Below are 26,656 nucleotides of genomic sequence, written 5' to 3' on the forward strand. Positions count from 1 at the left end.
CAGTGTGAGAGACACTGTCGCCGAAAGACCAAGGGTTCCTGCTTAAAGTTAATCTGAGCAGGGTGAGCCGGATCCTAAGGTGAGGCCGAAAGGCGTAACCGATGGCAACCAGGTTAATATTCCTGGGCTAGTGGAAGGTGACGAATGCAAGAAGTTGTCCGAGATTATTGGATTTCGAGGGCAGCGCATGCGTTCCAGGAAATAGCCTCCACATCAATCCGTACCCGAAACCGACACAGGTGGTCAGGTAGAGTATACCAAGGCGCTTGAGAGAACTATGCTGAAGGAACTCGGCAAATTACCCTCGTAACTTCGGGATAAGAGGGCCCCGTCGGTGGGCAACCATTGGCGGGGGGCACATACTAGGGGGTAGCGACTGTTTAGCAAAAACACAGGGCTCTGCGAAATCTAAAGATGACGTATAGGGCCTGACGCCTGCCCGGTGCCGGAAGGTTAAGAGGAGAGGTGCAAGCTTTGAATCGAAGCCCCGGTAAACGGCGGCCGTAACTATAACGGTCCTAAGGTAGCGAAATTCCTTGTCGGGTAAGTTCCGACCTGCACGAATGGCGTAACGACTTCCCCACTGTCTCCAGCATAGACTCAGTGAAATTGAACTCCCCGTGAAGATGCGGGGTAATTGCGGTCAGACGGAAAGACCCCGTGCACCTTTACTATAGCTTTACACTGGCATTCGTGCTGGCATGTGTAGCATAGCTGGTAGGCTTTGAAGCCCAGGCGCTAGCTTGGGTGGAGCCGAAATGTGAAATACCAGCCTTGGCGACATGGATGTCTAACCGCGGTCCCTTATCGGGATCCGGGACAGTGTATGGTGGGTAGTTTGACTGGGGCGGTCGCCTCCCAAAGAGTAACGGAGGCGTGCGAAGGTAAGCTCAGACTGGTCGGAAATCAGTCGTCGAGTGCAATGGCATAAGCTTGCCTGACTGCGAGACTAACAAGTCGAGCAGAGTCGAAAGACGGCCATAGTGATCCGGTGGTCCCACGTGAGGAGGGCCATCGCTCAACGGATAAAAGGTACGCCGGGGATAACAGGCTGATGATTCCCAAGAGTCCATATCGACGGAATCGTTTGGCACCTCGATGTCGGCTCATCACATCCTGGGGCTGGAGAAGGTCCCAAGGGTTCGGCTGTTCGCCGATTAAAGTGGTACGTGAGCTGGGTTCAAAACGTCGTGAGACAGTTTGGTCCCTATCTGCCGTGATTGTAGGAGAATTGAGAGGATTTGACCTTAGTACGAGAGGACCGGGTTGAACACACCTCCGGTGGACCTGTTGTGGCGCCAGCCGCAGTGCAGGGTAGCTATGTGTGGACGGGATAACCGCTGAAGGCATCTAAGCGGGAAACCCACCTCAAAACAATTTCTCCCTTGAGAACCGAGGAAGACGACCTCGTTGATAGGCCGGGTGTGGAAGCTCCAGCAATGGGCGCAGCTTACCGGTACTAATCGTTCGAACGGCTTGAATCGCTCTCATTATCAGTGTCCACATCGGATACGATCCAAAATCTTGTGCTTCATTCTTCTGTCTTTCGCCGGCCTGGTGGCTTTGGCGGGGCGTCCATACCCGATCCCATCTCGAACTCGGCCGTAAATCACCCCAGCGCCAATGGTACTTCGTCTTAAGACGCGGAAGAGTAGGTCGCTGCCAGGCCTGCGAAAGACAGATCGATATCCCTTCATTCAACGGTTCTTCAAAACCCGCCGACTCAGAAATGAGCGGCGGGTTTTGTGTTTTGGAGGGTATTGCTGCAATTGTATATTGTGATAATATACAGAGATGATTGATTGGGGTCTCGTCACAGGCTTTGACTGGGATACCGGAAATGCACGCAAAAATGCCGACAAGCATGACGTGAGTCAGGCTGAAGCTGAGCAGATTTTTTTTAACGAGCCTCTGCTGGCTGTGCCGGATGAAAAGCATAGCGGTAGCGAAAGACGGATTCATGCTCTGGGGCGAACGGACAATGGCCGGCTTTTGCATATAACTTTCACCGTGCGGGAACGGGGAACAAAAATCCGTGTCATCTCCGCCCGCGACATGAGCCGCAAGGAGCGGACGCATTATGACCAGCAAGGTTAAGCACTTCGCCTCGGAAGCCGAGGAGCGCGCGTTCTGGGAATCAACCGATTCCGCTGACCTTGTGGATTGGAACAAGGCGGAGCGAGTCCGCTTGCCGAATCTCAAGCCGTCTTCAACGGCAATCTCATTGCGGCTTCCAAATAGCCTGCTGGAGCGCATCAAGATCGCCGCCAACAAGCGCGACGTTCCCTATCAGTCGCTCATCAAGACATGGCTGGCCGAAAAGCTTGAAGTGTCAAAAAAATAATTCCTCACCGCATGCTCAGCAATGAGCGGCGGGTTTTGTGTTTCAGTTCATGCGTTGAGGCGCGCCGTCCCGGCTGGAAATGCGGTTTGTCAGAATCGCATGGAGACGTGGAAAATGAAGCGCCAGGCTGCCCTCGTCGATATGCCAGTGGTCACCATCCAAGGGCATGGTCTCAAAATCTTTCACTCTTTGCGTTATGGCGGCCGCATCCCAGTCAGCGCCGCTCTGCTCTGCGGCACGGAGCATGTCGGACGGAGCCGTTGCGAGTTCATGCAACTCCAGCCCCTTGCGCGTGACGACGTTCAGCCACACCATGATGACTTCAGGGTCTTTGAGAACGCCGTCAAAAGCGTCTGGCCCTGCGGAAATCAAGCTGTTCTGAAATCCCGAAAACTGCCGGCGGCTTGGCTCGGGTGCGATCAGATGAAACATCGCCCAATAATCCCAGTGATTGAGCTGACGTTTGAGATCAAACAGCTTGACGGCAAAGCGGACGACCTGCGCCGTCTCCATCTGGGCAAGCATTGACGAAAGAACATTGTAGTATCGTGCGGGCGTACTGCTTGCGTAATCGCAGCGGCTCATAATGTACCAAAACACCGAATCTTCGATCGGGCTGGAAAGATCAACAAGAGGATCGGCGGAGGAGTCAACTCCGTGGGGATCGAGAATCCGCATCACCCAGTCACGCAACCTGCTCATGTGTCCGTCGTGGCGAAAAGCGCTTTGACACGGTAAAACTTACTGCCTGTCTCGCCGCCTGACCATAGTTTTCAAATGCCGGGACAGGCAGCCATCCCCCTCACCGCATATTCCCCGTATGCCCCAGGGAATAGCGGCCGGGCTGGGGCCAGACGGTGAGGCCGTGGGGTTCGCCGCCGACGGGAATTTTTACGACAGCACCCGTTTCGGTGTTGAAGCAATAGACCACATTGTCGAAGCGGCCGGAGAGCCAGAGCTGCTTGCCATCGGCGCTGATGTTGCCCATGTCCGGGCTGCCGCCGCCGGGGATGGGCCAGGTGGCGACGACGCGCCGGGTGGCGAAATCGATGACGCTCACGCTGCCCTTGCCATGGGGGCCGCCGGGCATGCGGTCTGATCCGCGATTGGAGACGAAAAGCTTGGTGCCGTTGCGGCTCACTGCCAGGCCATGGGCGCCGAGGCCGGTGGCGATGAAGCCCACCTCTTTGAAATCCGCGCCATCGATCAGGAACACGCCGCCGTTCATCATGTCGGCGACATAGAACACCGAACCATCGGGCGACAGCCTTATATCCTGCGGCATGCCGGGCTTTGACAGCTTGAGCATGCCGACAACTCTGTTTTGCCTGAGGTCGATCTTCACCAATCCGCTGCCGCGAAACTCGCAGGTGAAAATGGCGAAGCTCCCGTCAGCTGCGAAATCGGCGTGGTTGATCCCCGCGCAATCCGGCGTCTCGATGACGTGCTTGAGCGCCATCGTCTGCGGATCGCGGAACTCCAGCCGCTTCAGGCTTTCATCGACGACGATGGCCTCCGAGCCATCGGGCAGAAAGTAAAGATTATAGGGATCGTTCACCGGCACGGCCTTGCCGGGCTTGCCCGTCAGGGGATCAATCGGCGTGAGGCTGCCGCGCGATGTGGCGGTGGCATTGTTGGCCACCCACAGGGTCTTCAAATCCCAGGCGGGAATGATGTGCTGCGGCCCCAAACCGGTTTTGAAATGATCGACCACCTTCAGCGTGGCGGGATCGATGACGCTGACGCTGTTGGACGCATGATTGGGCACATAGACGCGGGGCAGCGCATCCTGCACGGCGGGCGAGAGACGGTCCGCCCCGGTTTCGCTGTAGATATTGAGCGGCGCGCCATGGGCGGCGGAGAGTGTGAAAGCCGCCGCCACGCAGAAAGCCGCGGCGCGAAGAATGGAAAAAGCCATGGACGCAAAACCCTGATATGCCGGGCCAGAGTTTCATAAAAGGGTTACGGAAACCCGACAGGGCGCGGATGGATTTTTGATCTTCCGCTGCGGCACGCCTCCGCCCTATAGTGCCCATGGGCTGCAACAACCCGATGGGGGCGACAATGCATAAATATCTCTCGCAATATTGGTGGGTGTTCCTGCTGCGCGGCGTGCTGGCCGTGATTTTCGGCATTCTCACCTTCGCCATGCCGCATATCGCGCTGGCCTCGCTGGTGATCGTGTGGGGCGCCTACGCCTTCGTCGACGGCATCTTCGCGCTGTGGAGCGCCATTGCCGGAACGACGCATGGCGATGACCGCTGGCTGGTGGGCCTTCAGGGCGTGGTCGGCATCATCGCCGGTATTATCACGCTGGTCATGCCGGCCATCACGGCCATCGGGTTGCTGATCGCCATTGCGGCGTGGATCCTCGTGGTGGGCGTTCTGCAACTGGTGGCGGCCATCAAGCTCAGGAAGGAAATCGAGGGCGAGTTCTGGCTGGGGCTGTCGGGCGTGATCTCGATTCTCTTCGCCTTCTTCCTGATCGCCAGGCCCGACCAGGGCGCCTTGGCGCTGATCTGGACCATCGGCATCTATGCGGTGATCTTCGGCGTGGCGCTGATCGCCTTCGCCTTCCGCATCAAGAGCAAGGGCAGCGCAGCGGCGAAGGCGTAACGCCAGTTCTCAATTGCCAAACATCGTCACCCCCGCGCAGGCGGGGACCCCGCTTCGTGCGATGAATTGCGCAGAAAAGAAGCGGGATTCCCGCCGTCGCGGGAATGACGGGATGTGGGATTGAGCGCGGCGGGACACCCAGTGCCCTAACCCTTCCGCTTCGTTCCGGCGATGAGGGTGATGAGTTCGAACATCATCACCATCGCCACCTGCGCGGTGATCTGGTTGGGACTGTCCTTGGTGGGCATGAGGCACACGACATCGCCGCCGATGATGTTGAGGCCCATCAGCCCCTGCAGCAGGCGCGTTGCCTCGCGGATGGAAAAACCGCCGAAGCCGGGCTCCAGATTGGAGACACCGGGCGCCACCGACGGATCAAGCGAATCGAGATCGAAGGTGATGTAGGCCGGGCCATCGCCCACCCGCTGGCGGATGATCTCGAGGGCCCCCTTGATGCCGATCTCCTCGAACTCCTGCATGGTGATGACGCGGTAGCCCAGCGCGCGGCTGGAGCCGCCGACGCCGCCCGCGTGAATGGCGCCCGCCGGATGGCCGCGCATACCGATCTGCACGCTGCGCGCCGCATCAACCGCATCTTCCTTCACCGTATAGGCGGCCCAATGGGCGGCGGAGCGTTTAGCCCCCAGCCAGTGGGGCATGTTGTCGTAAGAGTCGGTATGGGCATCGAAGTGGATGAGCGCCACCGGCTTTCCATCCGCGGTCTTGCGCCCCGGCCCGGCAATCGCCTTGATGATGGGGCCGGTGATCGAATGGTCGCCGCCGATCGAGACAGGCCGTGTGCCCGACGCATCGAGCCTTGCGAAAAAATCCTCGATGTCGCGCACGCAGGCTTCATTGTTCATGGCTTCGGGCAGCGGCACATCGCCCAGATCATGGATGCGCGCCACATCCCACGGCGCGAAGCCGTGCACGAAATGGCTGCGGCGGTAGAAGCCCGACTGATGGCGCACGGCGCGCGGCCCCAGATGCTGGTCGCGCTCCGTCGAGCCATTGCCGGAGGAATGCGGCACGCCCACCAGCGCGATATCGGCTTGAGCCGGATCTTCGTTCCACGGGCAGCGGAAGAAGGCGGGAATGCCCCACCAGTACCAGCTCTCGGAGCTTTTCTTCGCGGCCTGCAACTCGTCTTCGGTCATGGCGATCTCCCTGTTGCGGGCAGATTAGACGGCGCGCGACAGGAGCCGCAACCTCCTCTAGTCTTGCGCCATGACAACGCATCATTTTTCCCCCACCCGCTTCTTCAACACCATCGGCAGCCACGCGCCGGAACTGACCGTTGCCGATGGCGACACGGTGATTGCCGCGACGCTCGACGCCCATGGCTTCGACGCCCAAGACGAACGCCCGGCGCGCAATCCCAATCCGATGAGCGGGCCGATCTTCGTGAAGGGCGCGGAACCGGGCGATGCGCTGTCGGTGTTGATCGAGAAGATCGCCATGGTCAGGCCCACCGGCTGGACGATGCAGGGGCTGGCCGCCAATGTGGTCGATCCCAAGATGGTGCCGCATCTGCCGCCGCGCGAAAAGGTGGACTGGATCATCGACACCAACAGCGGCTCCTGCCGCCTGAAAGAACCGGGCGCGCATCAGCTGCCCGAAATTCCCATCAAGCCGATGATTGGCTGTCTGGGCGTGGCGCCTTCGGGCGGCGAGGCGATCACCACGTCAAGCTCTGGCCCTTATGGCGGCAACATGGATTACCGCCGCATCGCCGAGGGAACGGAAATTCTCTTTCCCGTCTCCGCGCCCGGCGCGCTGTTCTTTCTCGGTGACGTTCACGCGGCGCAGGGCGATGGCGAGATCGCCGGCACCGGCATCGAAACGGCGGCGGAGGTGCGCGTGACGCTGAAGGTGGTGAAGGGCAAGACGCTGCTGTGGCCGAGAGGCTTCACGGCGGAGGACGTCTTCACCATCGGCAACGCCCGCCCGCTCGACCAAGCGCTGCAGCATGCCACCAGCGAAATGCTCCGTGTGCTGACGGATGATTATGGTATGACGGCCATCGCCGCCAGCCATCTGATGGGGCAGGCGGTGCGCTATGATGTGGCCAATGTCTTCAACCCCGCCTATTCGGTGGCCTGCCGCATCGGCAAGCGCTGGCTGAACGCCTAAAGCCTTTGCCGGAGCGCGATGAGGGCCAGCGCCGCGGCAAGGCCTGCGGCGATCATGCCGAAGGCGGCACCAATGCCGAAACTGCCCGCCACGAGGCCGAACACCGTGGGGGCCAGCACGCGCGGCGCGCCCGCCACCATCGACACGAAGCTGATGCCCGCCGCGCGGTTGGCAGGCACGAAGGCCGAGGCCAGCGCGAAGACACAAGGGATCAGCACCGCCGTGCCAAGCCCGACGCTTGCAAAGGCTACGACGCTCACCGTGAATCCCGGAGACAGTGCCAGAACCGCGAAGCCGGCAATCGCCACGATGAGCGACACCGCCATCAGCGGAATGTCGCCGAACCGTGCGCGCAGTCGATCGGCGGGAAAACGCAGCACGGCATTGCACAGGCCGAAGAAGGCAGCGCCCAGCCCGGCGATGGCGGCGAGCCTCGGATCGAGCTGGTTGAGAAATTCCGCCGACCACAGCGTCGCCGCCGTTTCGCCCGCGATGATGAGGCCCGCGGCGACACCCAGAAACACCAGCGGCAGCTTGTTGGGGATGGCCGAGATGCGCGCCGCGTGGCCGATGGCGATGGGCCGCGCGGTGATAGCCCGCCGCACCATCGCCCATGCCGCGCCGAATACCAGGAGCACCATCAGCGCCGTGGCCCAGGTGCCGATCAGCGTCGAAAGAAAACTGGCGGCGATGGCCGACATCGCAAGCGCCACCGAGACACTGCCGTGGAAGGCCGTGAAGATCGGCCGCTTCAAGTCGTATTCAATCGACGCACCCTCGGCATTCATGAAGAGATCGGTCGAGCCCGAGACAAGGCCCAGCACCACATAGGCCGCCATGAACACCCACCACGAGGGCGCGGTGAGGATCAGCGCCGTGAAAAGTGCTGTTGCGGGCAGCACCGTGAGCAGCACCTGCCGGTGGCTGGCGTGCCGGGCGATCATCCCGCCCGACGACATGGCGATGACCGTCAGCAGCGACCATCCAGTGATGGCGAGGCCAAGATCGGTGGCCGAAACACCGGCGCGCGCGGTGACGGTGGGCATCGACCCCGCCAGCGCCCCCATTGCGGTGCCAAAGGCGGCAAACACCGCCATAATGGCGGCGCGGGGGCTGATGAATTTGGCGGAAAAGGCCATGGCCGGGCGGCTTTTAGCCGTGCAGCCGGGGCGTCGCAATCACTGGCGCGGGGCGGTTCCGGAAATCGTCACGAAAGTGCAAAAATCGGTCATTTGGGGGTTCACAAAGGGAAAACCCGTTGCTACATACCCCTCGCGTTCATGACGCGGGATGGAGCAGCCCGGTAGCTCGTCAGGCTCATAACCTGAAGGTCGTCAGTTCAAATCTGGCTCCCGCAACCAACTTTACTTGCGATAACCCCGCCCTCCAAGGCGGGGTTTTTCGTTTGTGCGGAAATCACAGGGTTCCAGCAAGCCGGTGACTGCGTCATTTCCGCCCTCCGCCACGCGCCTGTTTGGCTGCGCCTGGCGGGCAGAAGGCTGCATGCAGTGTCCCCACAACGGTCAAAACCTCGGGCCGGACAATGGAATAATAAACGGTCGTACCCTCGCGCCGCGCCTCGACAAGCCCGTCCGCCCTTAGCCGCATGAGCTGCTGAGACATAGCCACCTGACCGACATCAAGTTCCTCGCGCAGTTCCGCGACTGATTTTTCGCCGTCCACAAGACAGCACAAAACCAGCAGCCGTTGCGGGTGCGAGAGGCTGCGCATCAACCCGGCGGCTGTCTTGGCAGCGGGAATCATCTCCATAACATTCATAGAGTTGAATTTATAATCTTTGAATGTTATATGCAAGAGCAGAGAGTCGGGAGGCTTTCGAAAACTGCGGGCAAAAAATTGCCCGGGGCGCTGCGGGCCAGGCCGCAAGACAAAATATACGAAAGAATCCAGCCGTCTGGCGGCGTGGATACAAAGGGAGGAAATGCCATGTCCCACATCGTTGCTCTCGGCGCAGGTCTCGGCGGCGTCATTATGGCCTACGAGATGAAAGCCAAACTTCGGCGTGAAGATCGACTAACCGTCGTCAACCTCGGTTCAACCTATTCTTTCGTCCCCTCCAATCCGTGGGTGGCCGTCGGCTGGAGAAAACCTGAAGACATCAGCGTTGACCTCACCCCGGTTTTGAAGGGGCGCGGCATCGAGCTGCGCCCGGAAGGAGCGGAGCGCGTCGAGCCGGGCTCGAACCGCGTGCGGCTCAACGGGGGAGACATTCTTGATTACGACTATCTGATCATCGCGACCGGACCGGACCTCGCTTTCGACGAAGTGCCGGGGCTCGGACCAGAGGCGCACACCCAATCGGTCTGCCAGACCAGCCATGCCGTACAAGCGAAGGCCGCGTTCGACAAGCTCGTCAAAGCCCCTGGCCCGGTCGTCATCGGCGCCATTCAAGGCGCTTCCTGTTACGGCCCGGCCTATGAGTTTGCCTTTATCGTCGACACGGCGCTTCGCAACGCCCGCGTCCGCGACCGGGTGCCGATGACCTTCGTTACGCCGGAACCCTATATCGGCCATCTGGGACTCGATGGCGTTGGCGACACCAAGGGGCTGATCGAAAGCGCCATGCGCGAGCGCCACATCAAATGGATCACGAACGCGCGCACGGTGAAGGCCGATCCGGATAAGCTCTTTGTCGAAGAAGTGAACGACGACGGTTCGGTCAAGACGGCGCACGAATTGCCTTTTGCCTTCTCGATGCTTCTGCCGGCCTTCAGGGGCGTGTCAGCCGTCCATGGCATCGAAGGGCTTACCAATCCGCGCGGTTTCATCACGATCGACAAGTATCAGCGCAACCCGGCCTTCCCGAACGTCTTCGCGGTCGGCGTCTGCGTCGCCATTCCTCCGGTCGGCAAGACCCCGCTTGCTGTCGGGGTTCCGAAGACCGGTTTCATGATTGAGTTCATGGTGTCGGCCACGGCCGAGAACATCGCCGCGCTGCTGAAGGGCGAACAGCTGAAGGCGGTCGCGAGCTGGAATGCGGTCTGCCTCGCCGACTTCGGCGACGAGGGCATTGCTTTCGTCGCGCAGCCGCAGATTCCGCCGCGCAACGTGAACTGGTCCTCGCAGGGCAAATGGGTCCATGCCGCCAAGGTCGGCTTCGAGAAGTATTTCCTGCGCAAGATCCGGCAGGGCAAGGCGGAAACCTTCTACGAAAACCTCGTCCTCGACACGCTTGGCATCAAAAAACTCAAGGAAATCCATACTGAGACCGCCGTTTGACCGCGGCTTTGGCAAAAGAAGGAAGGAAAGAGAGAATGACAATCGATCGCGCTGTATTGATGTTCGCCGGCTTCATGGTTCTGCTGTCGCTCGCGCTTGGCTTTTACGTATCGCCCTGGTGGTATCTGCTGAACGCATTTGTCGGGCTGAATTTGATGCAGGCTTCTGTCACCGGCTTCTGCCCGGCAGCCATTGTCTTTCGCATGCTCGGCATCAAGGCGGGATGCGCCTTCAAATAGCCGATTGCGGCTGGGCGTTCCTCACATCCGTGCCCCAGCGCAGCAAGTCAAAGTTCCTGCCTGAAAGAGTTTGTTATCCATGCCTCGATCTGTCCCACGTTTCGCCGCCATCGCTATTGCAGCGCTGGCGGCGCTCGCTGCGCCGAAATCCTGGGCGGCGGAGTTCGTCGTACAACCCCTCACGATTCCCGAAACAAAGGCGGTCTTCGGTCAGGTCGAAAGCCGCATCGTCCTGCCGGCGCGGGCGCGCATCGGCGGCTCGATCCGCGAACTGCGCATCAGCCAGGGCGACGAGGTCAAGGAAGGCGACGTTATCGCCACGGTTGTCGATGACAAGCTGGCGCTTCAGCTCGCCGCCGCGGACGCCAGGATCGCGGCCCTCAATTCGCAGCTCGCCAACGCGCGCATCGAGCTTGAGCGCGCGCAGCAGCTCAGAAATTCTGGAGCGGTCTCCCAGGCAAGTCTCGACACCGCCCGGATGCAGTTCGAGGTTGCGACCAACCAGGTCGCCGCCGCCATCGCGGACAAGGCTGTCATCGAACAGAGCGCAAAGGAAGGCGACGTCCTTGCTCCGGCTGCGGGACGCATCCTGACCGTGCCGGTCACGCCCGGCTCAGTTGTTCTCGCGGGCGAGGAGATTGCCCGTATTGCGCCAGGTCCCTATTATTTGCGCCTGTCGCTGCCCGAGCGTCATGCCGCCGAAATCGTACAGGGCGCGCAAGTTCTTGTCGGCGAGCGCGGTCTGACCCAGTCAGCCAGCGAACCAGCCGCAGCCCATCAGGGAAAGATCGTCAAGGTTTATCCTGAAATCACTGACGGCCGGGTGATCGCAGATGTCGAAGCCGCCGGGGTTGGCGATTACTTCGTCAACGAGCGGACGCTGGTATCGATTCCGGTCGGCAAGCGCACGGTCCTTGCGGTTCCTGCCGATGCGATAAAGACGATCCATGGCATCGATTACGTAAGCGTTGCAACTGCCGGCGGCGCAATGGATGTTGCCGTCATCCTCGGCGAATCCGTCGAAGATGGCGGACAGCATTTGGTCGAAGTGCTGACAGGCTTGCATGCCGGCGACCGGGCGATACTGCCATGAAGCTCGGCATCGCCGGCGGCCTCACCCGCACTTTCATCACTTCGCCGCTCACTCCATTGTTCCTTCTTGCCGCGCTCGCGCTCGGGATGATCGCTCTTGTCACGCTGCCGCGCGAGGAGGAGCCCCAGATCTCGGTGCCGATGGTCGACATCCGCGTTACCGCCGATGGGCTGAAGGCCGAGGATGCGGTCAAGCTGGTCACCGAACCGCTCGAAACAATCGTCAAGAGCATCGACGGCGTTGAACACATCTATTCCCAGACCGAGGATGACGGGACTCTTGTTACGGCGCGCTTCAAAGTCGGCACCGACTTCGATGCGGCTGTTCTGCGCGTCCATGAAAAAATCCGCGCCAATATGGACCGCATTCCCGTCGGCATCCCCGAACCGCTGATCGTCGGACGCGGAATTGACGATGTGGCGATCGTCGTCGTAACGCTGCGGCCGACGCCGGAGACGGCGTCACGCTGGACGGCGAACGGGCTGACGCGGCTGGCGCGCGAACTTCAGGTCGAAGTGTCGAAGCTGCCCGACATCGGGCTCACCTATATCGTCGGAGAGCAGCCAGAGCAGTTTCGCGTCGAGCCTGATCCCGAAAAGCTCTCCCTTTACGGCATTACCCTGCAACAGCTTGCGGCGAAGATCGAAGGGGCCAATCGGTCGTTCCACATCGGCACCGTGCGCGAGGATACGCAGCAGCGCGCCATCGTGGCTGGCCAGACGCTTCAGGCGTTGCCTGAAATTGGCAATATCCTGCTGACCGCCCGCGACGGGCGCCCCGTCTACGTCCGCGATGTCGCCAAGGTCGTGCTCGCGACCGCTCAGGCAGAGAACCGCGTCACTGATATCCGCAAAACAGCGGATGGGCTTGATCGGGCACCGGCGGTGTCGCTCGCAATCGCCAAACGTCCTGGCACGAATGCCGTGGTCATCGCGGACGAGATCGTGCATCGCCTCGAACAGGTCCGGGGCCAGATTTTTCCGGCCGACGTCGAGATGACCGTCACCCGCGATTACGGCGAAACCGCCAACGAGAAGGCAAATGAACTGCTGTTCCACCTCGGCCTGGCGACGGTATCGATCGTGGTGCTCGTGGCCGTCGCCATCGGCTGGCGCGAGGCGCTCGTGGTGGCCGTCGTCATCCCGACGACGATTCTCCTCACCCTGTTTGCCTCATGGATCATGGGCTATACGCTTAACCGCGTCTCGCTGTTCGCGCTGATCTTTTCGATCGGCATCCTGGTCGATGACGCCATCGTCGTGATCGAGAATATTTCCCGCCATTGGGCCATGCACGACGGCAGATCGCGCGTTCAGGGCGCCATCGATGCGGTCGCGGAGGTCGGTAACCCGACGATCGTCGCCACGCTGACGGTGGTGGCGGCCCTGCTTCCCATGCTGTTCGTGTCGGGCATGATGGGCCCATATATGAGCCCGATACCGGCAAACGCTTCGGCGGCCATGCTGTTTTCCTTCTTCGTCGCAGTCGTGCTGACGCCATGGCTGATGATGAAGACCGGCGGTTCTCACGATGGCGGCGGCCACCAGGATGCGGGCGGCGGCCGCCTCGGCCGCCTCTATACCGCCGCCGCCCGGCCCATCCTGAAAAGCCGTGCGCGGGCGTGGACCTTCCTCTTCCTGGTCGGCGCCGCCACGCTCGCCTCCCTCAGCCTGTTCTATACTGAGCACGTTACCGTCAAGCTCTTGCCTTTCGACAACAAGGCCAATCTTCAGGTTGTGGTTGACCTGCCGAAAGGTGCTTCCGTAGAGGATACCGACCGGACCTTGCAGGCCATGGTCAATCGTCTCGGAGCGGTCCCGGAGGCCGTCTCGTTCCAAACCTATGCAGGCACTGCCGCGCCGTTCGATTTCAACGGACTGGTGCGCCACTACGGTTTGCGTTCGGGGCCCGAGCAAGGCGACATCGCGGTCAACCTGCTGGGCAAGAGTGACCGGGATCGGACGAGCCACGCCATCGCTCTCGACATCCGCGAGCGCCTGAAAGGCATGGAACTGCCCAAGGGATCCGTTGTGAAGGTGGTCGAGCCGCCCCCAGGGCCGCCCGTTCTCGGCACCCTGCTGGCCGAAGTCTACGGGCCTGACGCGGAAACCCGGCGCGCGGTGGCCGGAAAAGTGCGGCAGGCTTTTGAGAGCGTGCCCTTTATCGTCGATGTCGATGACAGCTACCACAATCAGCCGGAGCGGGTGCGCATCGCGATCGACCAGGACAATCTCGAATATTACCGGGTCGAGCAGCCGGATGTCTACGACACGCTGAGTTACCTCTATGGCGGCAAGACCGTCGGCTACTCGCACCGCGGCGGCGGACGGCAGCCCATCCCCATCCGCCTCGCGCTGCCCAAGTCGGATGCGGTGGTGGATGAACGCCTGCTGACCACGCCGGTTCCGGCCAATGCGCTGCCAGGCGGCCGCGGCGTGGTCGAACTGGGCGATGTGGTTTCCGTTTCGCGCGAACCGGCATCCTACCCGATCTACCGCCACAACGGCCGGGCGGCAGAGATGGTGATGGCCGAGCTTGCCGGTGCTTACGAAGCGCCGGTCTACGGCATGCTTGCGGTGGACGAAGCCATATCGAAGGCGGATTGGGGGAACCTCCCCAAGCCGGTGATATCGTTGCACGGTCAGCCTGAAGACGAGAGCCATCCGACGCTTCTCTGGGACGGCGAATGGGAGGTGACCTGGGTGACCTTCCGTGACATGGGCGCCGCCTTCATGGTGGCGATCCTGGGCATATACATCCTCGTCGTTGCCCAATTCGGTTCCTTCAAGCTGCCGCTTGTCATCCTCACCCCGATCCCGCTTACCTTCATCGGGATACTGGGCGGGCACTGGCTGTTTGGGGCGCCGTTCACGGCGACGTCGATGATCGGCTTCATCGCGCTCGCCGGCATTATCGTCCGCAACTCGATCCTGCTTGTCGATTTCGTTCGCCATGCCCGCAGCCCCGGCAAGCCTCTTTTGGACGTTCTGCTGGAAGCGGGCGCGATCAGGTTCAAGCCCATCCTGCTCACCGCCATAGCCGCCATGATCGGGGCCGCCGTCATCCTTACCGATCCCATCTTCCAAGGGCTTGCAATCTCGCTGCTCTTTGGACTCGCCTCATCCACTGCGCTGACGGTACTCGTCATCCCGGCGATCTACGTCGTGCTCAGAGGAGACAGCCGTCCCGATCCGCAGCCAGCCGAAACTTCGGAACCGGTCGGTGCAAGCGAAGCCTCAAGCTGAGACATGGAAGGCATCCCATGAACGGCAACGAACGGTGATGTTCCTGTGCCGCTGTCCGGAAGAGCAAGTTAAGATGGAGGCGCGCTCTCGCAAATAAAAAGGCCCGTGATCCGGCAAGGATCGCGGGCCTTATCCTTTTCGGGGCAGCTATTTCCGCGCTTTTTTAGCAGCGGATTTCTTCGCCTTCTTGGCGGCGGGCTTCTTCGCTTTTTTCGCGGCAGGCTTCTTGGCCTTCTTTGCCGGCTTCTTGCCCTTCAGCTTTTCCGCCGCCTTGTTCAGCTTCTCGCGGTCATTGCCGACCTTGTCGATGAGGTCGCGGGTCTGCTGCGCGGTGATGCCGTGCTTGCGGGCGAAATAGGCGACTTCATATTTCTCGCCCTTGGCGACCGTCCTGCGGTCGGATGCGCCGGTCTTCTTCTTGTTGTCAGCCATGATGGCCTCCCTTTCATCGATATGAGGAAACGCAAACGCTGAACTCACAAAACGGTTGGGCCTAGCGGCAGGTGGCGGGTGCGGGCACTCCTGCGAAGCGGTCATTGATCCAGCCGATGGCGGCGGGAACGCTGGCCTCCACCGATGTGCCATGCCCCTTCTGCTTGAGCATGATGTAATCGACCGGCACGCCATTGCGGCAGGTGTTGCGCACGAAAGTGGTGGTGACAGATGGCCTGACGATCCTGTCGATGGTGCCCTGCTGGATCAGCACCGGCATGGTGCGGGGAAGATCGAACAGCGAATTTTCCTGGATGGCCTGCCGCCAGCCTGGAACCTTTGAGGGATCGGCGGACAGGAAATCGCTGCCCAGCATCTGCTGTTCCTCGAGCGCCGAAATCAGTTCGGACGGACGGCTGACGCAATCCTTGTCGATGCGGGCGATGTCGGCGATGACGCCCGGCGATGCGATGGCCTGCATTGGCAGCCCGTATTTCGCCGACCATGAGCCGATGGCATAGCTGCCGATGATGCGGCCCGCCGTGGTGTCGAGATTCTTTTCCAGAAGCACCTCGAGATTGGTGGGCGCCGCCGTCGCCGCGACACCCACGGGCTGAAGTTCCGGCGCATAGCGGCGGGCGAGGATCGAGGCGAACAGCACGGCATGGGCGCCCTGCGAATAGCCCCACAGCGCATAGCGCCTGCCGCCGCCGACGCCGGGGATTTGCCTGGCCGCGCGCACCGAGTCGATCACCGCATAGGCCTGGCCCTTGCCGACCAGATAGCCCATCGGGCCAGCGGTGCCGAGGCCGGGATAATCGGTGGCGGTGATGATGTGCCCGGCGGTGATCAACTCATTGAGGCCCCAGACGGTGCCGAGCGGTTCATGCGCGAGCGAGGGCGCGCAGTGCCGCGCAATGCCGGTTGTCGGATGCGCCCATGCGACGATGGTGCGCGCCGCCGGATTGGGCGGCGCATAGTCAGGCAGCACCACAATGCCGGAGGAGATGGCAGGCCGCCCGCGGAAATCCCGCGTGGCATAGAGAATGCGCCAGCTCTTCGCCCGGAAGAAGGCCGGCATCGGCAGCTTTTCATAGCGGATCAGCGTGCCGGGCGGCCGTGCCGCTTCGCGCGGTGAAGATGTGTAAAAGCGTGGCAGATTGGCGTGCGGATCGGCCTGGGCTGGCACATCGTTGAACGCAACCAGCAGGGCCAGGCAGGTAAAGAGAGTGCGAAGGATGATCGATCTCCCGCTTTTCATCAGCGGCAGCTCGATGGCGCGGGCGAACCCGCAAAGCGGTCATTGATCCAGCCGACCGCTGCGGGAACGCTGGCATCGGCGGACGTGCCGTGGCCCTTTTGCTTGAGCGTCACATATTTGACCGGCACGCCGTTCCGGCAGGTGGTGCGCACGAAGGAGGTGGTGACGCCCGGAGACACGATCTGGTCGATGTCGCCCTGCTGGATGAGAGCGGGCATGTTCTTGCCCAGGCTGTAGAGCGAATTATCGGTGACCGCCTGCCGCCACCCCGGCGTGGTGGAGGGATCGGCGGAGAGGAAATCACCCTTGAGCGGCTGCTGCGCCTCGAAGGCCGCCATCATGCCGGAAAAATTATTGATGCAGTTCTGGTCGACGCCGCGCATGTAGCTGATGACGGTGGGGCTGGCGATCGCCTCGAGCGGCAAGCCGTATTTAACGGCCCATGATCCGATGGCGAAGCTGCTGATGATGCGGCCCGCCGTGGTGTCGAGCTTCTTGGCGAGCAGGCGCTCGAGATCGGTGGGAGGCGCTGTCGCGGCGACGCCGACGGGCTGAAGCTCCGGCGCATAGCCGCGCGCCAGCAGCGAGGCGAACAGCACGGCTTGCGCGCCTTGCGAATAGCCCCACAGCGCATAGCGGTTGCCGCCGCCGACGCCGGGGATCTGTTTCGCGGCGCGCACGGAATCGATGACCGCATAGGCCTGGCCCTTGCCGATGAGATAGCCCATCGGCCCCACCGTGCCCAAGCCCGGATAATCGGTGGCGGCGACGATGTGGCCCGAGGTGACGAAGGAATTGAGGGCCAACATGGTGCCGAGCGGCTGCTTGGTGAGCGACGGCGCGCATTGCCGCGCCACGCCGGTCGTCGGATGCGCCCAGGCGACGATGGTGCGCGCGGCGGGATTGGAGGACGCATAATCCGGCAGCACGACGAGACCGGAGGAAATGATCGGACGGCCCGCATAATCGCGCGTGGCATAGAGAATGCGCCAGCCCTTGGCGCGGAAGAAAGGCGGCGTGCCCAGTTTCTCGTAGCGGATGAGTGTGCCGGGCGGCAGCGCGGCCTGCGACGGGTCCACTGTATAGAAGCCCGTCCAGCTTGGACGCGCCTCCGCCTTGGCGGCGAAATGGAAGAGCAGGGCGAGCGCCAGGAGGCCGCATAAGATGCGCCACACCGTCAGTTCCGGCAGGAGGGTCTTATGCCTTTCCATATTCTTGTCAGCGTGCACGTTTGGGTGAGTCCTTGACTTTGCGGCACAATGGCAAAGCGCAGGCAGCCCCGCAACTGTGAATTGCTTAACGGCGATAGGCTGATACGCGCGCAAGCACGTCGCGCAACGGCTCTTGAGTCCAGGCCTGCGAGAGAAAATCCACGTGTTTGATGTCTTCGGGCACTTCGGCGAAGGCGATGGCGGGCGCTTTCAACTTTTGCGGAATGTCTGTCGTAAATGGAAACCCGCGCGCCGCGAACCTTCCCATCAACCCCGTGTTCCAGCGCGCCGAGGATTTGCCATAGGCGCTGAACACAAAGGCATGGGCGTGGCGCTCGGCAATGAAGGCATCGAATTTTTCGGTGTCGCCGTAAAGCGCGTCCATGAGGATCAAGCCGCTGATGCGTTGGTTCGCGCCGCCGGCTTTGAGAATCCATGCGGCGGGAAAATAGCCGCCGGAATAGGCCACGAGAATGACGGGCAGGCGATCGAAATCTTCGCCCCTCGCCTCCTGCCCGTGCAGCTTTGCAAGCGCCGAGCCTGCCTCTTTCAAATATTGCCGGAAATATCCGGCGCGCCAGAAATTGCCGGGGCTTGAATCGCGCGCGTCATGGGCGAGCTGTGGCGCAACGAGCGCGGCATTGAGGCCCGAGTCCGCAAGCTGTTGCGGCACCTGCTGGCGGTCCACCACATCACGCTGGAGGATCGCCTCATTGCCGTGCAGGAACACCATGAGCGCGGCGGGCTTCGCGAGATCGAAGCCCTTGGGGAGATAGAGCAGCGAACGCCTGTCGCTGTAGGTTTCATCCTGCCACAGGACACCGCCGCGCGGCGACACATGGCCCGGCCTTTTGCCATCGACCAGCGTGATGAACGGCTCATTCGTATCGGGGTTCACGCCGTCATAGGGAAAGGCGGAATGGCGCAGTTCGCGGATCACCATGGCGTCACGGGTGAGTTTCCTGAACCGGCTGCGGGCCAGGGCACGGCCCAAGGGCGTTGCCGCTGCCAGGGCCGCTGCCATCACTCCCAGAAATCGGCGGCGCATCTAGCTGCTCCGGACGGATGTGTTGCCTTTCAATACCGCGAAGAAACAGGGAATGGCGAGGAGATAAAAGAAGGCGCTGGCCTGCAGCACGGAGCCCAGGCCAAAGGCGGTGGCGATGACCGGCACCGCCGCGGCCCCGATCACCGAGGCGCAGCCATTGATGCCCCACGCCCACAGGAACATCGAATCCTTGCCCAGTCGTCCGAGCGACGTCATGGCGGTGGCCATCGGGAAGCCCATCAGGAAGGCGAGCGGGGCGACCAGCGCCACGCTGAGCGCAAGGCGTGCGAGATAATCAAAGCCGCCAATCCAGTCGAGCAGCGGATCGATGAACAGGCTGGCAGCGATCAGCAGCACCACGACGGCCGCCAGCACACGCGGCAGCACCCGCCTGGCATTGGGCAGGAAACGCTCCGACACGAAGCTGCCGAAGCCGGAAAACACGAGGATGCCACTGAGCAGGATCGTCGCCGAGACGGTGGGATTGGCAAGCGCCAGCACGAATTTGGCGATGAGTCCCACCTCCACCATGATGAAGCCGGCGCCAAGGCAGAAGAAATAGACGATGGTGCCGCCTTTTCCCTGCGTGCGCGAGATGAGGCTGCGCCAGCCGAACACGGCGGGCAGCAGCACCAGCACGGTGGCCAGCGCCGCCGCGATGCCGAGCGTAGCCCAGACGAGGATATAGCCCCAGTCGTCCTGGAAGAGATCGAGCCGGTCGGTGGTGCGCGACAGGTCGGAGGGCTTCACATAGGCCGCGAAATAGGGGCGGTCATTGGTGAGGGGGCGGATGTCGAAGACATAGCGTTTGGCAATGCCGTCGATGTTGCCCGCTACCATGGCATGCCAGACGAGGCGGCCAAGAGCTGTCGAGGGCAGCACCTGCGGCGCATCGCCATTATCGCCAAGAGGGGCCAGCACATCGCCATCGCCGTTCGATGACGTATCGGCCTGATCGCCATTGCCGAAAATCTGCTGCTCGTAGTCGTTGAGAAGTTTGTCCGTACCCTGATCATCGAAGGGGATGCCGGGATAATAGACATTGTCGAAGGAAAGCGACGCCGTGAAATCCTTGAGCTTGGCGATTTCGTCCGCCGTGAAGCCGCCCTTCTTGTAGAGGACGGTGGTGGTGGAGAGATAGCTCGACACCACATAGAAGCTGTTGGGGCGGAGCGCCTCCGACACGTCATCCGCCGCCTCCCACATGGTGCGGTAAAGCTTCAGCACCGATTTGGGCGGGTCTTCCTTGTTCCACAGCGTGACGGAGAGAATGCCGCCGTCTTTCAGTGCCGCCATGTAGCTGGCCATCGCCTCGCGCGTGTAGGCATATTTTTCGGTGATGGCGAAGCCGCCGGGCAGCGACAGTCCGGCGCTGTCGCCAAGGCTCAGGTCAACGACATCGAAACGCTCCGCCGTGTTGGCGAGCCACAGCCGGCCTTCCTGGTTGACGACGGTGAGCTTCGGATTCTTCAGCAGATCGCCGGTGAAATCGGCAATGGGCTTTGACGCGAAGGCCTTGAGCACCTCCGGGTTGGCTTCCGCCGCCGTGACGTGGGTGGAACCGGCGCGGAGCGCCACCACGGCGGGAATGCCGCCTGAAAGCTGTGCCACGAAGGTGTCGGGCTGCTGCTTCAGCACATAAGGATAGTACATCGGCAAATAACGGAAATAGGCGGTCTGCGCATCGGGCAGGTTGCGGATGATGCCGGTGGGGCCTTCGCCGTCATTGTAGAGAGCGAGATAGGCGTTGGCCGGCTCTTCCGGCAGGTTGAAGGCGGCGTTGTCGGAAAGGCCCGGCGCGAAATGAAGATAGGAGCTTGAATAGACCTCGAGATCGCCGAAGGGTGACAGGCTGCGGTAGACGTGCTGCGCATCCGGGAACTTCCGCGCATAGGCGACGCCCTTGTAGTCCGAGACGGCAAGCGTGGTGAGGCCGAGGGAGGGAGCGGCGAGATGCGCGCCGAAGGCGATCATCGCGGCGATCACGAAGCTGACGAGGCCGGTGCGATTGCCCATGGCCCCGAACCACAGAAGCCCGCCCAGCGCCCAGAGCGCCAGGGGCGCCAAGATCATGTCGGCGGGGGCCAGCACATACATGGCCCCCAGCATGGCAAGGCCACTGAGCCCTGAGCCCGCGAGATCGGCGAAATAGACGCGCGCGAAGGTTTCCCGCGCCCGGAGGAATACAGCACCCAGAAAGAACGCGCCCGCCAGGAAGGGCAGGAAATAGAGCAGGAAGTTCGCCGCCAGCCGCCACTTCTGCGCCGGGTCGGAGATCAGGAAGATGGCGTTGAAGGGAATCTGCTGCGCCGTGAGATTGGCAAAGGCCGCCAGCGGCCCGAACAGCATGAGGCTTGCCGCTGCGGTGCCGCTCCAGTTCCGTTCAAAGAAGCGGGTGCCGATGCACATGACGGCGCTGGCGAGGCCAAAGCCGAACATGGCGAGACTGATGACCAGCGAGCCGAAATGCACCCAGCTTCCGGCTGCGAAGACGCGCATGACGGCGATCTGCAGCGCGATGACGGCGCCGGCGGTGAGGGCGACAGGCAGATAGGCGGAGCGCGGCAGGGCGCCAGTATCCGGCGTCATGCTGACCTTTCAACCGCCGTTGTGGGTGCCCTTGATAACATCGCCCTCAAGCTTCGTGAACGGGACAAAAGGCACCACGCGGCCATTATAGATATCGGAGCGCGCCACGGTGAACTGGCCGTCGGCGCCTTGCGTCTTGGTGACCTTGAGCACGTGCTGCGCGCCGGGCGGGCCGACCGGGATCACCATGATGCCATCGGGCTTCAACTGCTTGAGGAGCGGCGGCGGCACATGGTCGATGCCGCAGGTGACGATGATGCGGTCGAAGGGGCCGGCTTCTTCCCAGCCATAATAGCCATCGGCATTCTTGGTGCTGATCGCCTTGAACTCGTTGTAACCCTCGCTGATCAACTGGTCGTAGACGCCGCGCGTGCGTTCGGCGAGCGGCTTGATGATCTCGATGGTATGGACCTGATCGGTGAGGTGCGAGAGATAGGCCGACTGGTAGCCCGAGCCCGTGCCCACTTCGAGAACCTTGTGGCCCTGCTGCACGTCGATGGTCGTCGTCATGCGGCCGACCAGATGCGGGCCTGAAATGGTGACGCCATAGCCGATGTCGAGGAAGGCATTGTCATAGGCGCGGGGCAGGTTGGGCCTGGTCACGAAGCGCTCGCGCGGCGTGAGCAGGAAGGCGCGCTTGTTGCGGTCGTCGCGCACGTCCTTGTTGGCGACCAGAACCTCGTAGCGCTGCCAGCGCTTGAGGAGGTAGGCCGGGTCTTCACCGCGCTGCTTCGCCATCCAGTCCACGAAAGCCTTGCCGTCGGTCATCGGCGGCGCCATGTCGAAGGTGAAGGGCGTGGGCACCGCGGAAAGGGCAGGCCGGACCGCCAGCGCCGACAGGGCCAGAGCCGCGCCGCCCCGCAGAAAATCGCGTCGAATCATGGTTTTCATCCCCGGCAAATCTGTTGGCCCGTTCCCTGCATTCTGACACGGATTGCCGTCAAGTTACAAAGGCGCAAGTGACGGCGTCACAACTTTTGGGCCTCTGTTGATGAGCCGTTGCCAGCCGCGGTCCAATTGGAAATGTGCGGGATCATAAAATTTTACTTTGGGGCAGTTCCGGGCTTGTGCATCAGGCTGCTCTTGGTTACGGGTTGTTCATGCGAAAAGCCCGCACGCGCATTGACATGGCCCGCCGACAGCAACTGATTGAAGCCGCCTACCAGACATTCCTCGAGCATGGCATTAACGGCATGACGATGGCCCGCATCGGCGAACGCGCCGGCATGTCGCATGGCATCGTGAATTACTATTTCAAGACAAAGACGGAATTGCTGAGCGCCGTGATCCGCAAGGCGAATGCGCTTATTTTGCAGGAAACCAGCGGCAGGCTGCGCGGCCTCGATGATCCGCGCGCCCGCATCAGCGCGGTGATCAACGCCTTCTTCGCCTCGCATTTCTTCACCCGAGAGGTAGCCCGCGCCTGGGTGAGCTATTATGCGTCCATCGCACTGGTGGCGGAGTTCGAGCGCATGCAGGCGATGATGGACCGCCGGCTGACGTCCAATCTCTGCCACGCGCTCCGGCAGCTCATTCCGCCGGAGCGGGTGAAGCCCGCGGCCTTCTGCATTCACATGATGATCGACGGCACATGGCTTCATCATGCCCGCACCAGTGAAAAACTGGACGGCCATTCCGTGGTGTCGAATATCGAGGATTACGTCGACATGCTGGTGGCGCAGCGCGCTTAAGGCGCGTCGAGCCAATCACGCGGGGCCCCGGCTTCGGGGCGGAAATAGCAGATGATGCGTGGAAGCGTGCGGCTGCTGTCACGCCATGGCGCGACGCCATGCAGTGCCAGGCGGTGGACGAGATAGGCCTCGCCGGGCTGCGCGGAAACAACCACGCGGGGGCAGATGTCGAAGGCCTTGCGCCGCGCGTCCTGATAAATCTCCGTCAGATCGATGGCGGGCCACTGTTCTGTTGGCACCTGTCCGAGCGCGCGGCGGAAGGCATCGCGCATGATCCTATGCGAGCCCTCCCACACGGTGAGTGGTGATGAGTGTTCATCCGATGCAGTGAGCGGAACGCCCAGCAGGAAGCTGTGATGCTCGCGCAGGAAACGCCGCCGGTCCGGGCCTTCGGCGTGCAGCCCGTCGACATGCGCGGAATCGCGTGTCACCCGGTAGCGCGCCGCCTGTGCGGATTCATGTGCATCGGGTCTCGGATAGCCGGGATAGCAGATCGACACCTGCGCGCGCTCAAGCGCAATCGACGGAAAACCCAGATCGCCGCGGATGAACGCCATCGCGGCACCGTCAAGCGGCGGGCCACCGGCAATCGCGCCCCGGCCATCATTGGGCAGCGCGTGAACGCCGACGAACCACGTGCCGTCGCAGCGCATCCAGTCCGCATGGGTGGGATCATCCGCCGTCGCGCTTGCCACAGGGAGTGCCTGTTCCGCCCAGCGCGCAACGGACGCTTCCGCCGGGAATTTGATCCAGCCGCGCGCAAAGAAATCGTCCATCACCCGAGATGGGATTTGAGGAAGGCGAGCAGCCGCCCCCAGGCGAGCTCGGCGGATTTCCGCTCATGCACGTCACGCTGTTCGTTGAAGAAGGCGTGGTCGGCATCATAGCGGAAGAACTCATAAGGCTTTCCCGCAGCCTTCAGCCCCGCCTCGAAGGCGTTGACGGCGTCGGGCGTGACATAATCATCCTTGTTGGCGAACTGGCCCTGCAGCGGAATCCTGATGTCCTTCGGCCCCGCCACTTCGGCGGGCGGCAGGCCATAAAAGGCGGCAGCCGCCGTGAGGCCCGGCACCCGTGCCGCCGCGATCACCGTGACGGCGCCGCCCATGCAGAAGCCGGTGATCCCCACTTTCGCACCTGTGCGGGCGAGATATTGAACAGCGCCCCGCACCGTCTGGTCGGTGGCGTCGATGAAGTTGAGCGACTGCATTTCGCGATTGGCGGCCTCCGCATCGTGATAGGGGATGACGGTGCCGGAATAGAGATCGGGGGCGAGCGCTTCATAGCCCGACAGCGCCAACCGGTCGCAGACACCGCGAATCTGGTCCTGCAGGCCCCACCATTCCTGGATCACGACGACGCCGGGGCTGTTCGCCTTCGACGCCTTGGCGAGATAGCCTTCCGCGTCCTTGCCGTCCGGACGTTTGAAACTGATGCGTGTGCCCATGGGAGTATCCTTTCAGCTTTTTGAGAAGAGAACGCGGCGGAGATGCGCGAGAATGAACGCCTGCCCGCGGAGGCCGGTTTCGCGCGATGCCTTTTGCGCCGATTGCGTATACCATTGCTTGTCCGATGCGTGCGCCATGTCCACCGCTTCGGGGCACATGGCCATCATCAGCGATGTTTCGCCCTCGCCCGCATGGTCGAAGGGATAGGCCCCCAAGCCTTCATCTCCGAGCAGCGGATGGATGCGGATCCAGTTGAAGGGATTGTCGCCCGCCGCGTGCTGCCCGTAATAATCATTCATGTTGGCGTTGCCCCACCAGCCTTCGCCGCGCGTCTTTTCGAGGAAGGCGAAGATCGCCTGCCGCGCGCCTGACTTGAAGGCGAGATCGGTGGGCATGCCGGCGGTGAAATTTTCCGTCTGGTGATGGATGAAGCCGTGAATGTTGCGGAAGCCGACGCGCAGCAGCGAGGTGAAGAGCTGGCGCGCGAAGGGCGTGAGCGCATCGCCATCGACCTGAAGGGAGCCGTTGCCCTCCGGCGGCTCGACCGCATAGCTCGCCGCGCCATAATAGAAGGCGGGCAGGATGACGATATTGCCTTCCGTCTCGATCAGTTCCAGAGCCTTGATGACGGCCAGCGTATCCATGCCGACCGCCATGTGCTCGCCGTGATATTCGAGAACGCCCAGAGGCAGCGCCACCGGCCAGTTATCCGCAATGGCGGTGCGGATCTGGTGCGGCAGCATCATCTCATAACGCATCTTGACCCCCTCGACGGCCCGGCATTCCTGACATAGTCTCGCGCCCCGCGTCCAGAGACAGAAAAACAGGGCGCGCATTCGGGGAGCGTGGATTTGGCATCGGTGGGTATCGAAGGCGTTCGCAAGGCCTATGGCGAACAGGAAGTGATTCACGGCGTTTCGGTTGCCATTCCCGATGGCGAGTTCGTGGCGCTAGTCGGCCCTTCGGGCTGCGGCAAGTCAACCCTGCTGCGGATGATCGCAGGGCTTGAGGATATCACCGGCGGCGACATCAAAATCGGCGACCGGGTGGTGAATGCGCTGCCGCCCAAGGACCGCGACATCGCCATGGTGTTCCAGAATTACGCGCTCTATCCGCACAAGACGGTGGCCGAGAACATGGGCTTCGCGCTGAAGCTGCGGAAAACGCCCAAGGCCGAGATCGACGAGCGGGTGAAGAAGGCGGCGGAGATTCTCGACCTCGTGCCATACCTCGCACGCTACCCCCGCCAGCTTTCCGGCGGCCAGCGCCAGCGCGTGGCCATGGGCCGCGCCATCGTGCGCGCGCCGCAGGTGTTCCTGTTCGATGAGCCCCTGTCCAACCTCGATGCCAAGCTGCGCGTGCAGATGCGCGCCGAGATCAAGGAACTGCATCAGCGCCTGCGCACCACGACCGTCTATGTGACGCATGACCAGATCGAGGCCATGACCATGGCCGACCGCATCGTGGTGCTGCATGATGGAATCGTGGAGCAGGCGGGAGCGCCGCTCGAGCTTTATGACAGGCCGGCCAATCTGTTCGTGGCGGGCTTCATCGGCTCACCGGCGATGAACATGTTCAAGGGCACGATCCGCGGCGGCAAGAAACCGTTCTTCGAGGCAAGTGACGGAACGAAGCTGCCGCTGGCAAAAGCCCCTCCAGGCAGCGATGGCAAGGCGGCGGTCTATGGCATGCGGCCCGAACATTTGTCGCTCGGCGGCGATCTGGCGATCGACGTGCATGTGATCGAGCCCATGGGTTCCGAGACGCAGGTGGTCGGAACGCTGGCCGGTGCAAAAGTGATCGGCGTGTTCCGTGAGCGCATTGCGGCCAAGCCCGGCGACAGGCTGGCTGTGATGCCCGATCTTTCGGCAGTGCATCTCTTCGATGCCGAAACCGGCAAGCGCATTTCCTGATTGGCGGGTTTGCCGCAATGCACAACGGCGCGGGCGTAAATCCTTTCCATTTTTCAACGGCTTTGGCGCTGCGCGCACGTTGACATCACGCGGCGATGTTGCATAGTTTGACGAGCGTTCATCATGCCCCGCGCCTCGCGGAATTTTTCACAT

The 26,656-nt window shown here is 62.0% G+C and carries 24 protein-coding genes, 1 tRNA gene and 2 rRNA genes (1 of these 27 cut by a window edge); 13 read left to right on the forward strand and 14 right to left on the reverse strand.

Annotated elements, in window-relative coordinates; all coding sequences use genetic code 11:
• From QM694_RS16920 to QM694_RS16935, 4 genes are all read left to right on the forward strand, one after another.
• Positions 1-1,484, forward strand: a 23S ribosomal RNA gene (locus QM694_RS16920); it begins 1,262 nt to the left of the window's first position.
• Positions 1,485-1,553: 69 nt separating this feature from the next.
• Positions 1,554-1,668 (forward strand): 5S ribosomal RNA (gene rrf, locus QM694_RS16925).
• 126 nt (positions 1,669-1,794) lie between these two features.
• Positions 1,795-2,097, forward strand: a complete 303-nt coding sequence (locus tag QM694_RS16930) for a BrnT family toxin (RefSeq protein WP_415008087.1) — start codon at positions 1,795-1,797, stop codon at positions 2,095-2,097.
• A complete protein-coding gene (locus QM694_RS16935) occupies positions 2,081-2,344 on the forward strand; it encodes a BrnA antitoxin family protein (protein ID WP_415008088.1) in 264 nt (87 codons plus the stop codon). Before QM694_RS16930 ends, QM694_RS16935 begins: the two co-directional genes overlap by 17 nt.
• Positions 2,345-2,386: 42 nt before the next feature.
• On the opposite strand, the gene QM694_RS16940 is transcribed toward QM694_RS16935, so the two are convergent.
• Both QM694_RS16940 and QM694_RS16945 read right to left on the reverse strand, forming a co-directional pair.
• Positions 2,387-3,046 carry a DUF4240 domain-containing protein gene (locus QM694_RS16940; protein WP_415008089.1) on the reverse strand — a complete coding sequence of 220 codons (660 nt, stop codon included), beginning with the start codon at positions 3,044-3,046 and terminating at the stop codon, positions 2,387-2,389.
• 100 nt (positions 3,047-3,146) lie between these two features.
• Positions 3,147-4,262 carry a hypothetical protein gene (locus tag QM694_RS16945; protein WP_415008090.1) on the reverse strand — a complete coding sequence of 372 codons (1,116 nt, stop codon included), beginning with the start codon at positions 4,260-4,262 and terminating at the stop codon, positions 3,147-3,149.
• Positions 4,263-4,408: 146 nt separating this feature from the next.
• Here QM694_RS16945 and QM694_RS16950 point away from each other — a divergent pair, with 146 nt between their 5' ends.
• Positions 4,409-4,960 carry an HdeD family acid-resistance protein gene (locus QM694_RS16950; RefSeq protein WP_415008091.1) on the forward strand — a complete coding sequence of 184 codons (552 nt, stop codon included), beginning with the start codon at positions 4,409-4,411 and terminating at the stop codon, positions 4,958-4,960.
• A 146-nt stretch (positions 4,961-5,106) separates the two neighbouring features.
• Here QM694_RS16950 and QM694_RS16955 read toward each other — a convergent pair whose 3' ends face one another.
• Entirely contained in the window at positions 5,107-6,117 is a 1,011-nt protein-coding gene (locus QM694_RS16955; protein ID WP_415008092.1) for an arginase family protein, read from the reverse strand.
• Between the two features lie 70 nt (positions 6,118-6,187).
• On the opposite strand from QM694_RS16955, the gene QM694_RS16960 reads away from it, so the two are divergent.
• Positions 6,188-7,093, forward strand: coding sequence for an acetamidase/formamidase family protein (locus QM694_RS16960; protein ID WP_415008093.1), 906 nt, complete (start codon positions 6,188-6,190; stop codon positions 7,091-7,093).
• Here the strand turns inward: QM694_RS16960 and QM694_RS16965 are convergent.
• Positions 7,090-8,232 (reverse strand): MFS transporter, encoded by a 1,143-nt coding sequence (locus QM694_RS16965; protein WP_415008094.1) that lies wholly within the window; start codon positions 8,230-8,232, stop codon positions 7,090-7,092. The two genes, QM694_RS16960 and QM694_RS16965, sit on opposite strands and share 4 nt — an antisense overlap.
• A 145-nt stretch (positions 8,233-8,377) precedes the next feature.
• Here QM694_RS16965 and QM694_RS16970 point away from each other — a divergent pair.
• Positions 8,378-8,454: transfer RNA gene (locus QM694_RS16970), tRNA-Met, on the forward strand.
• Positions 8,455-8,539: 85 nt separating this feature from the next.
• Here QM694_RS16970 and QM694_RS16975 read toward each other — a convergent pair.
• Positions 8,540-8,863: an ArsR/SmtB family transcription factor gene (locus QM694_RS16975; protein ID WP_415008095.1), complete on the reverse strand. Its 324-nt coding sequence runs from the start codon at positions 8,861-8,863 to the stop codon at positions 8,540-8,542.
• A gap of 177 nt (positions 8,864-9,040) precedes the next feature.
• On the opposite strand from QM694_RS16975, the gene QM694_RS16980 reads away from it, so the two are divergent.
• From QM694_RS16980 to QM694_RS16995, 4 genes are all read left to right on the forward strand, one after another.
• Positions 9,041-10,333 (forward strand): NAD(P)/FAD-dependent oxidoreductase, encoded by a 1,293-nt coding sequence (locus tag QM694_RS16980; protein WP_415008096.1) that lies wholly within the window; start codon positions 9,041-9,043, stop codon positions 10,331-10,333.
• Between the two features lie 35 nt (positions 10,334-10,368).
• Positions 10,369-10,572, forward strand: a complete 204-nt coding sequence (locus tag QM694_RS16985) for a DUF2892 domain-containing protein (RefSeq protein WP_415008097.1) — start codon at positions 10,369-10,371, stop codon at positions 10,570-10,572.
• A 79-nt stretch (positions 10,573-10,651) separates the two neighbouring features.
• A complete protein-coding gene (locus tag QM694_RS16990) occupies positions 10,652-11,665 on the forward strand; it encodes an efflux RND transporter periplasmic adaptor subunit (RefSeq protein WP_415008098.1) in 1,014 nt (337 codons plus the stop codon).
• Positions 11,662-14,910: an efflux RND transporter permease subunit gene (locus QM694_RS16995; RefSeq protein ID WP_415008099.1), complete on the forward strand. Its 3,249-nt coding sequence runs from the start codon at positions 11,662-11,664 to the stop codon at positions 14,908-14,910. The genes QM694_RS16990 and QM694_RS16995 overlap by 4 nt, the downstream gene beginning before the upstream one ends.
• A gap of 147 nt (positions 14,911-15,057) precedes the next feature.
• Here the strand turns inward: QM694_RS16995 and QM694_RS17000 are convergent, their stop codons facing one another.
• From QM694_RS17000 to QM694_RS17025, 6 genes are all read right to left on the reverse strand, one after another.
• A complete protein-coding gene (locus tag QM694_RS17000; RefSeq protein ID WP_415008100.1) occupies positions 15,058-15,342 on the reverse strand; it encodes a DUF3606 domain-containing protein in 285 nt (94 codons plus the stop codon).
• 61 nt (positions 15,343-15,403) lie between these two features.
• Positions 15,404-16,603 (reverse strand): lipase family protein, encoded by a 1,200-nt coding sequence (locus QM694_RS17005; RefSeq protein WP_415008101.1) that lies wholly within the window; start codon positions 16,601-16,603, stop codon positions 15,404-15,406.
• On the reverse strand, positions 16,603-17,814 hold the full coding sequence (locus tag QM694_RS17010) for a lipase family protein (protein ID WP_415008102.1): 1,212 nt from the start codon (positions 17,812-17,814) through the stop codon (positions 16,603-16,605). Before QM694_RS17010 ends, QM694_RS17005 begins: the two co-directional genes overlap by 1 nt.
• 85 nt (positions 17,815-17,899) lie before the next feature.
• Positions 17,900-18,838: an alpha/beta hydrolase gene (locus tag QM694_RS17015; protein ID WP_415008103.1), complete on the reverse strand. Its 939-nt coding sequence runs from the start codon at positions 18,836-18,838 to the stop codon at positions 17,900-17,902.
• A gap of 24 nt (positions 18,839-18,862) precedes the next feature.
• Entirely contained in the window at positions 18,863-21,451 is a 2,589-nt protein-coding gene (locus QM694_RS17020; RefSeq protein ID WP_415008104.1) for a hypothetical protein, read from the reverse strand.
• Positions 21,452-21,460: 9 nt separating this feature from the next.
• Entirely contained in the window at positions 21,461-22,333 is an 873-nt protein-coding gene (locus tag QM694_RS17025) for a protein-L-isoaspartate O-methyltransferase family protein (RefSeq protein ID WP_415008105.1), read from the reverse strand.
• A 218-nt stretch (positions 22,334-22,551) separates the two neighbouring features.
• Here QM694_RS17025 and betI point away from each other — a divergent pair, with 218 nt between their 5' ends.
• On the forward strand, positions 22,552-23,142 hold the full coding sequence (gene betI / locus QM694_RS17030) for a transcriptional regulator BetI (protein WP_415008106.1): 591 nt from the start codon (positions 22,552-22,554) through the stop codon (positions 23,140-23,142).
• On the opposite strand, the gene QM694_RS17035 is transcribed toward betI, so the two are convergent.
• Genes QM694_RS17035 through QM694_RS17045 form a run of 3 tightly spaced genes read right to left on the reverse strand, consistent with a single transcriptional unit; the run spans position 23,139 to position 25,348 of the window.
• The gene (locus QM694_RS17035; protein ID WP_415008107.1) at positions 23,139-23,918 is read right to left on the reverse strand and encodes a hypothetical protein; all 780 of its coding nucleotides are present in this window, start codon (positions 23,916-23,918) and stop codon (positions 23,139-23,141) included. The genes betI and QM694_RS17035 overlap by 4 nt on opposite strands.
• A complete protein-coding gene (locus tag QM694_RS17040) occupies positions 23,918-24,589 on the reverse strand; it encodes a dienelactone hydrolase family protein (RefSeq protein ID WP_415008108.1) in 672 nt (223 codons plus the stop codon). The genes QM694_RS17035 and QM694_RS17040 overlap by 1 nt, the downstream gene beginning before the upstream one ends.
• A gap of 12 nt (positions 24,590-24,601) precedes the next feature.
• Complete coding sequence (locus QM694_RS17045) at positions 24,602-25,348, reverse strand: creatininase family protein (protein ID WP_415008109.1); 747 nt, start codon at positions 25,346-25,348, stop codon at positions 24,602-24,604.
• Positions 25,349-25,441: 93 nt separating this feature from the next.
• Here QM694_RS17045 and QM694_RS17050 point away from each other — a divergent pair, with 93 nt between their 5' ends.
• Complete coding sequence (locus tag QM694_RS17050) at positions 25,442-26,503, forward strand: ABC transporter ATP-binding protein (RefSeq protein WP_415008110.1); 1,062 nt, start codon at positions 25,442-25,444, stop codon at positions 26,501-26,503.
• Positions 26,504-26,656: the final 153 nt, after the last annotated feature.

The organism is Aestuariivirga sp. (assembly GCF_047602625.1).
GTDB lineage: Bacteria > Pseudomonadota > Alphaproteobacteria > Rhizobiales > Aestuariivirgaceae > Aestuariivirga.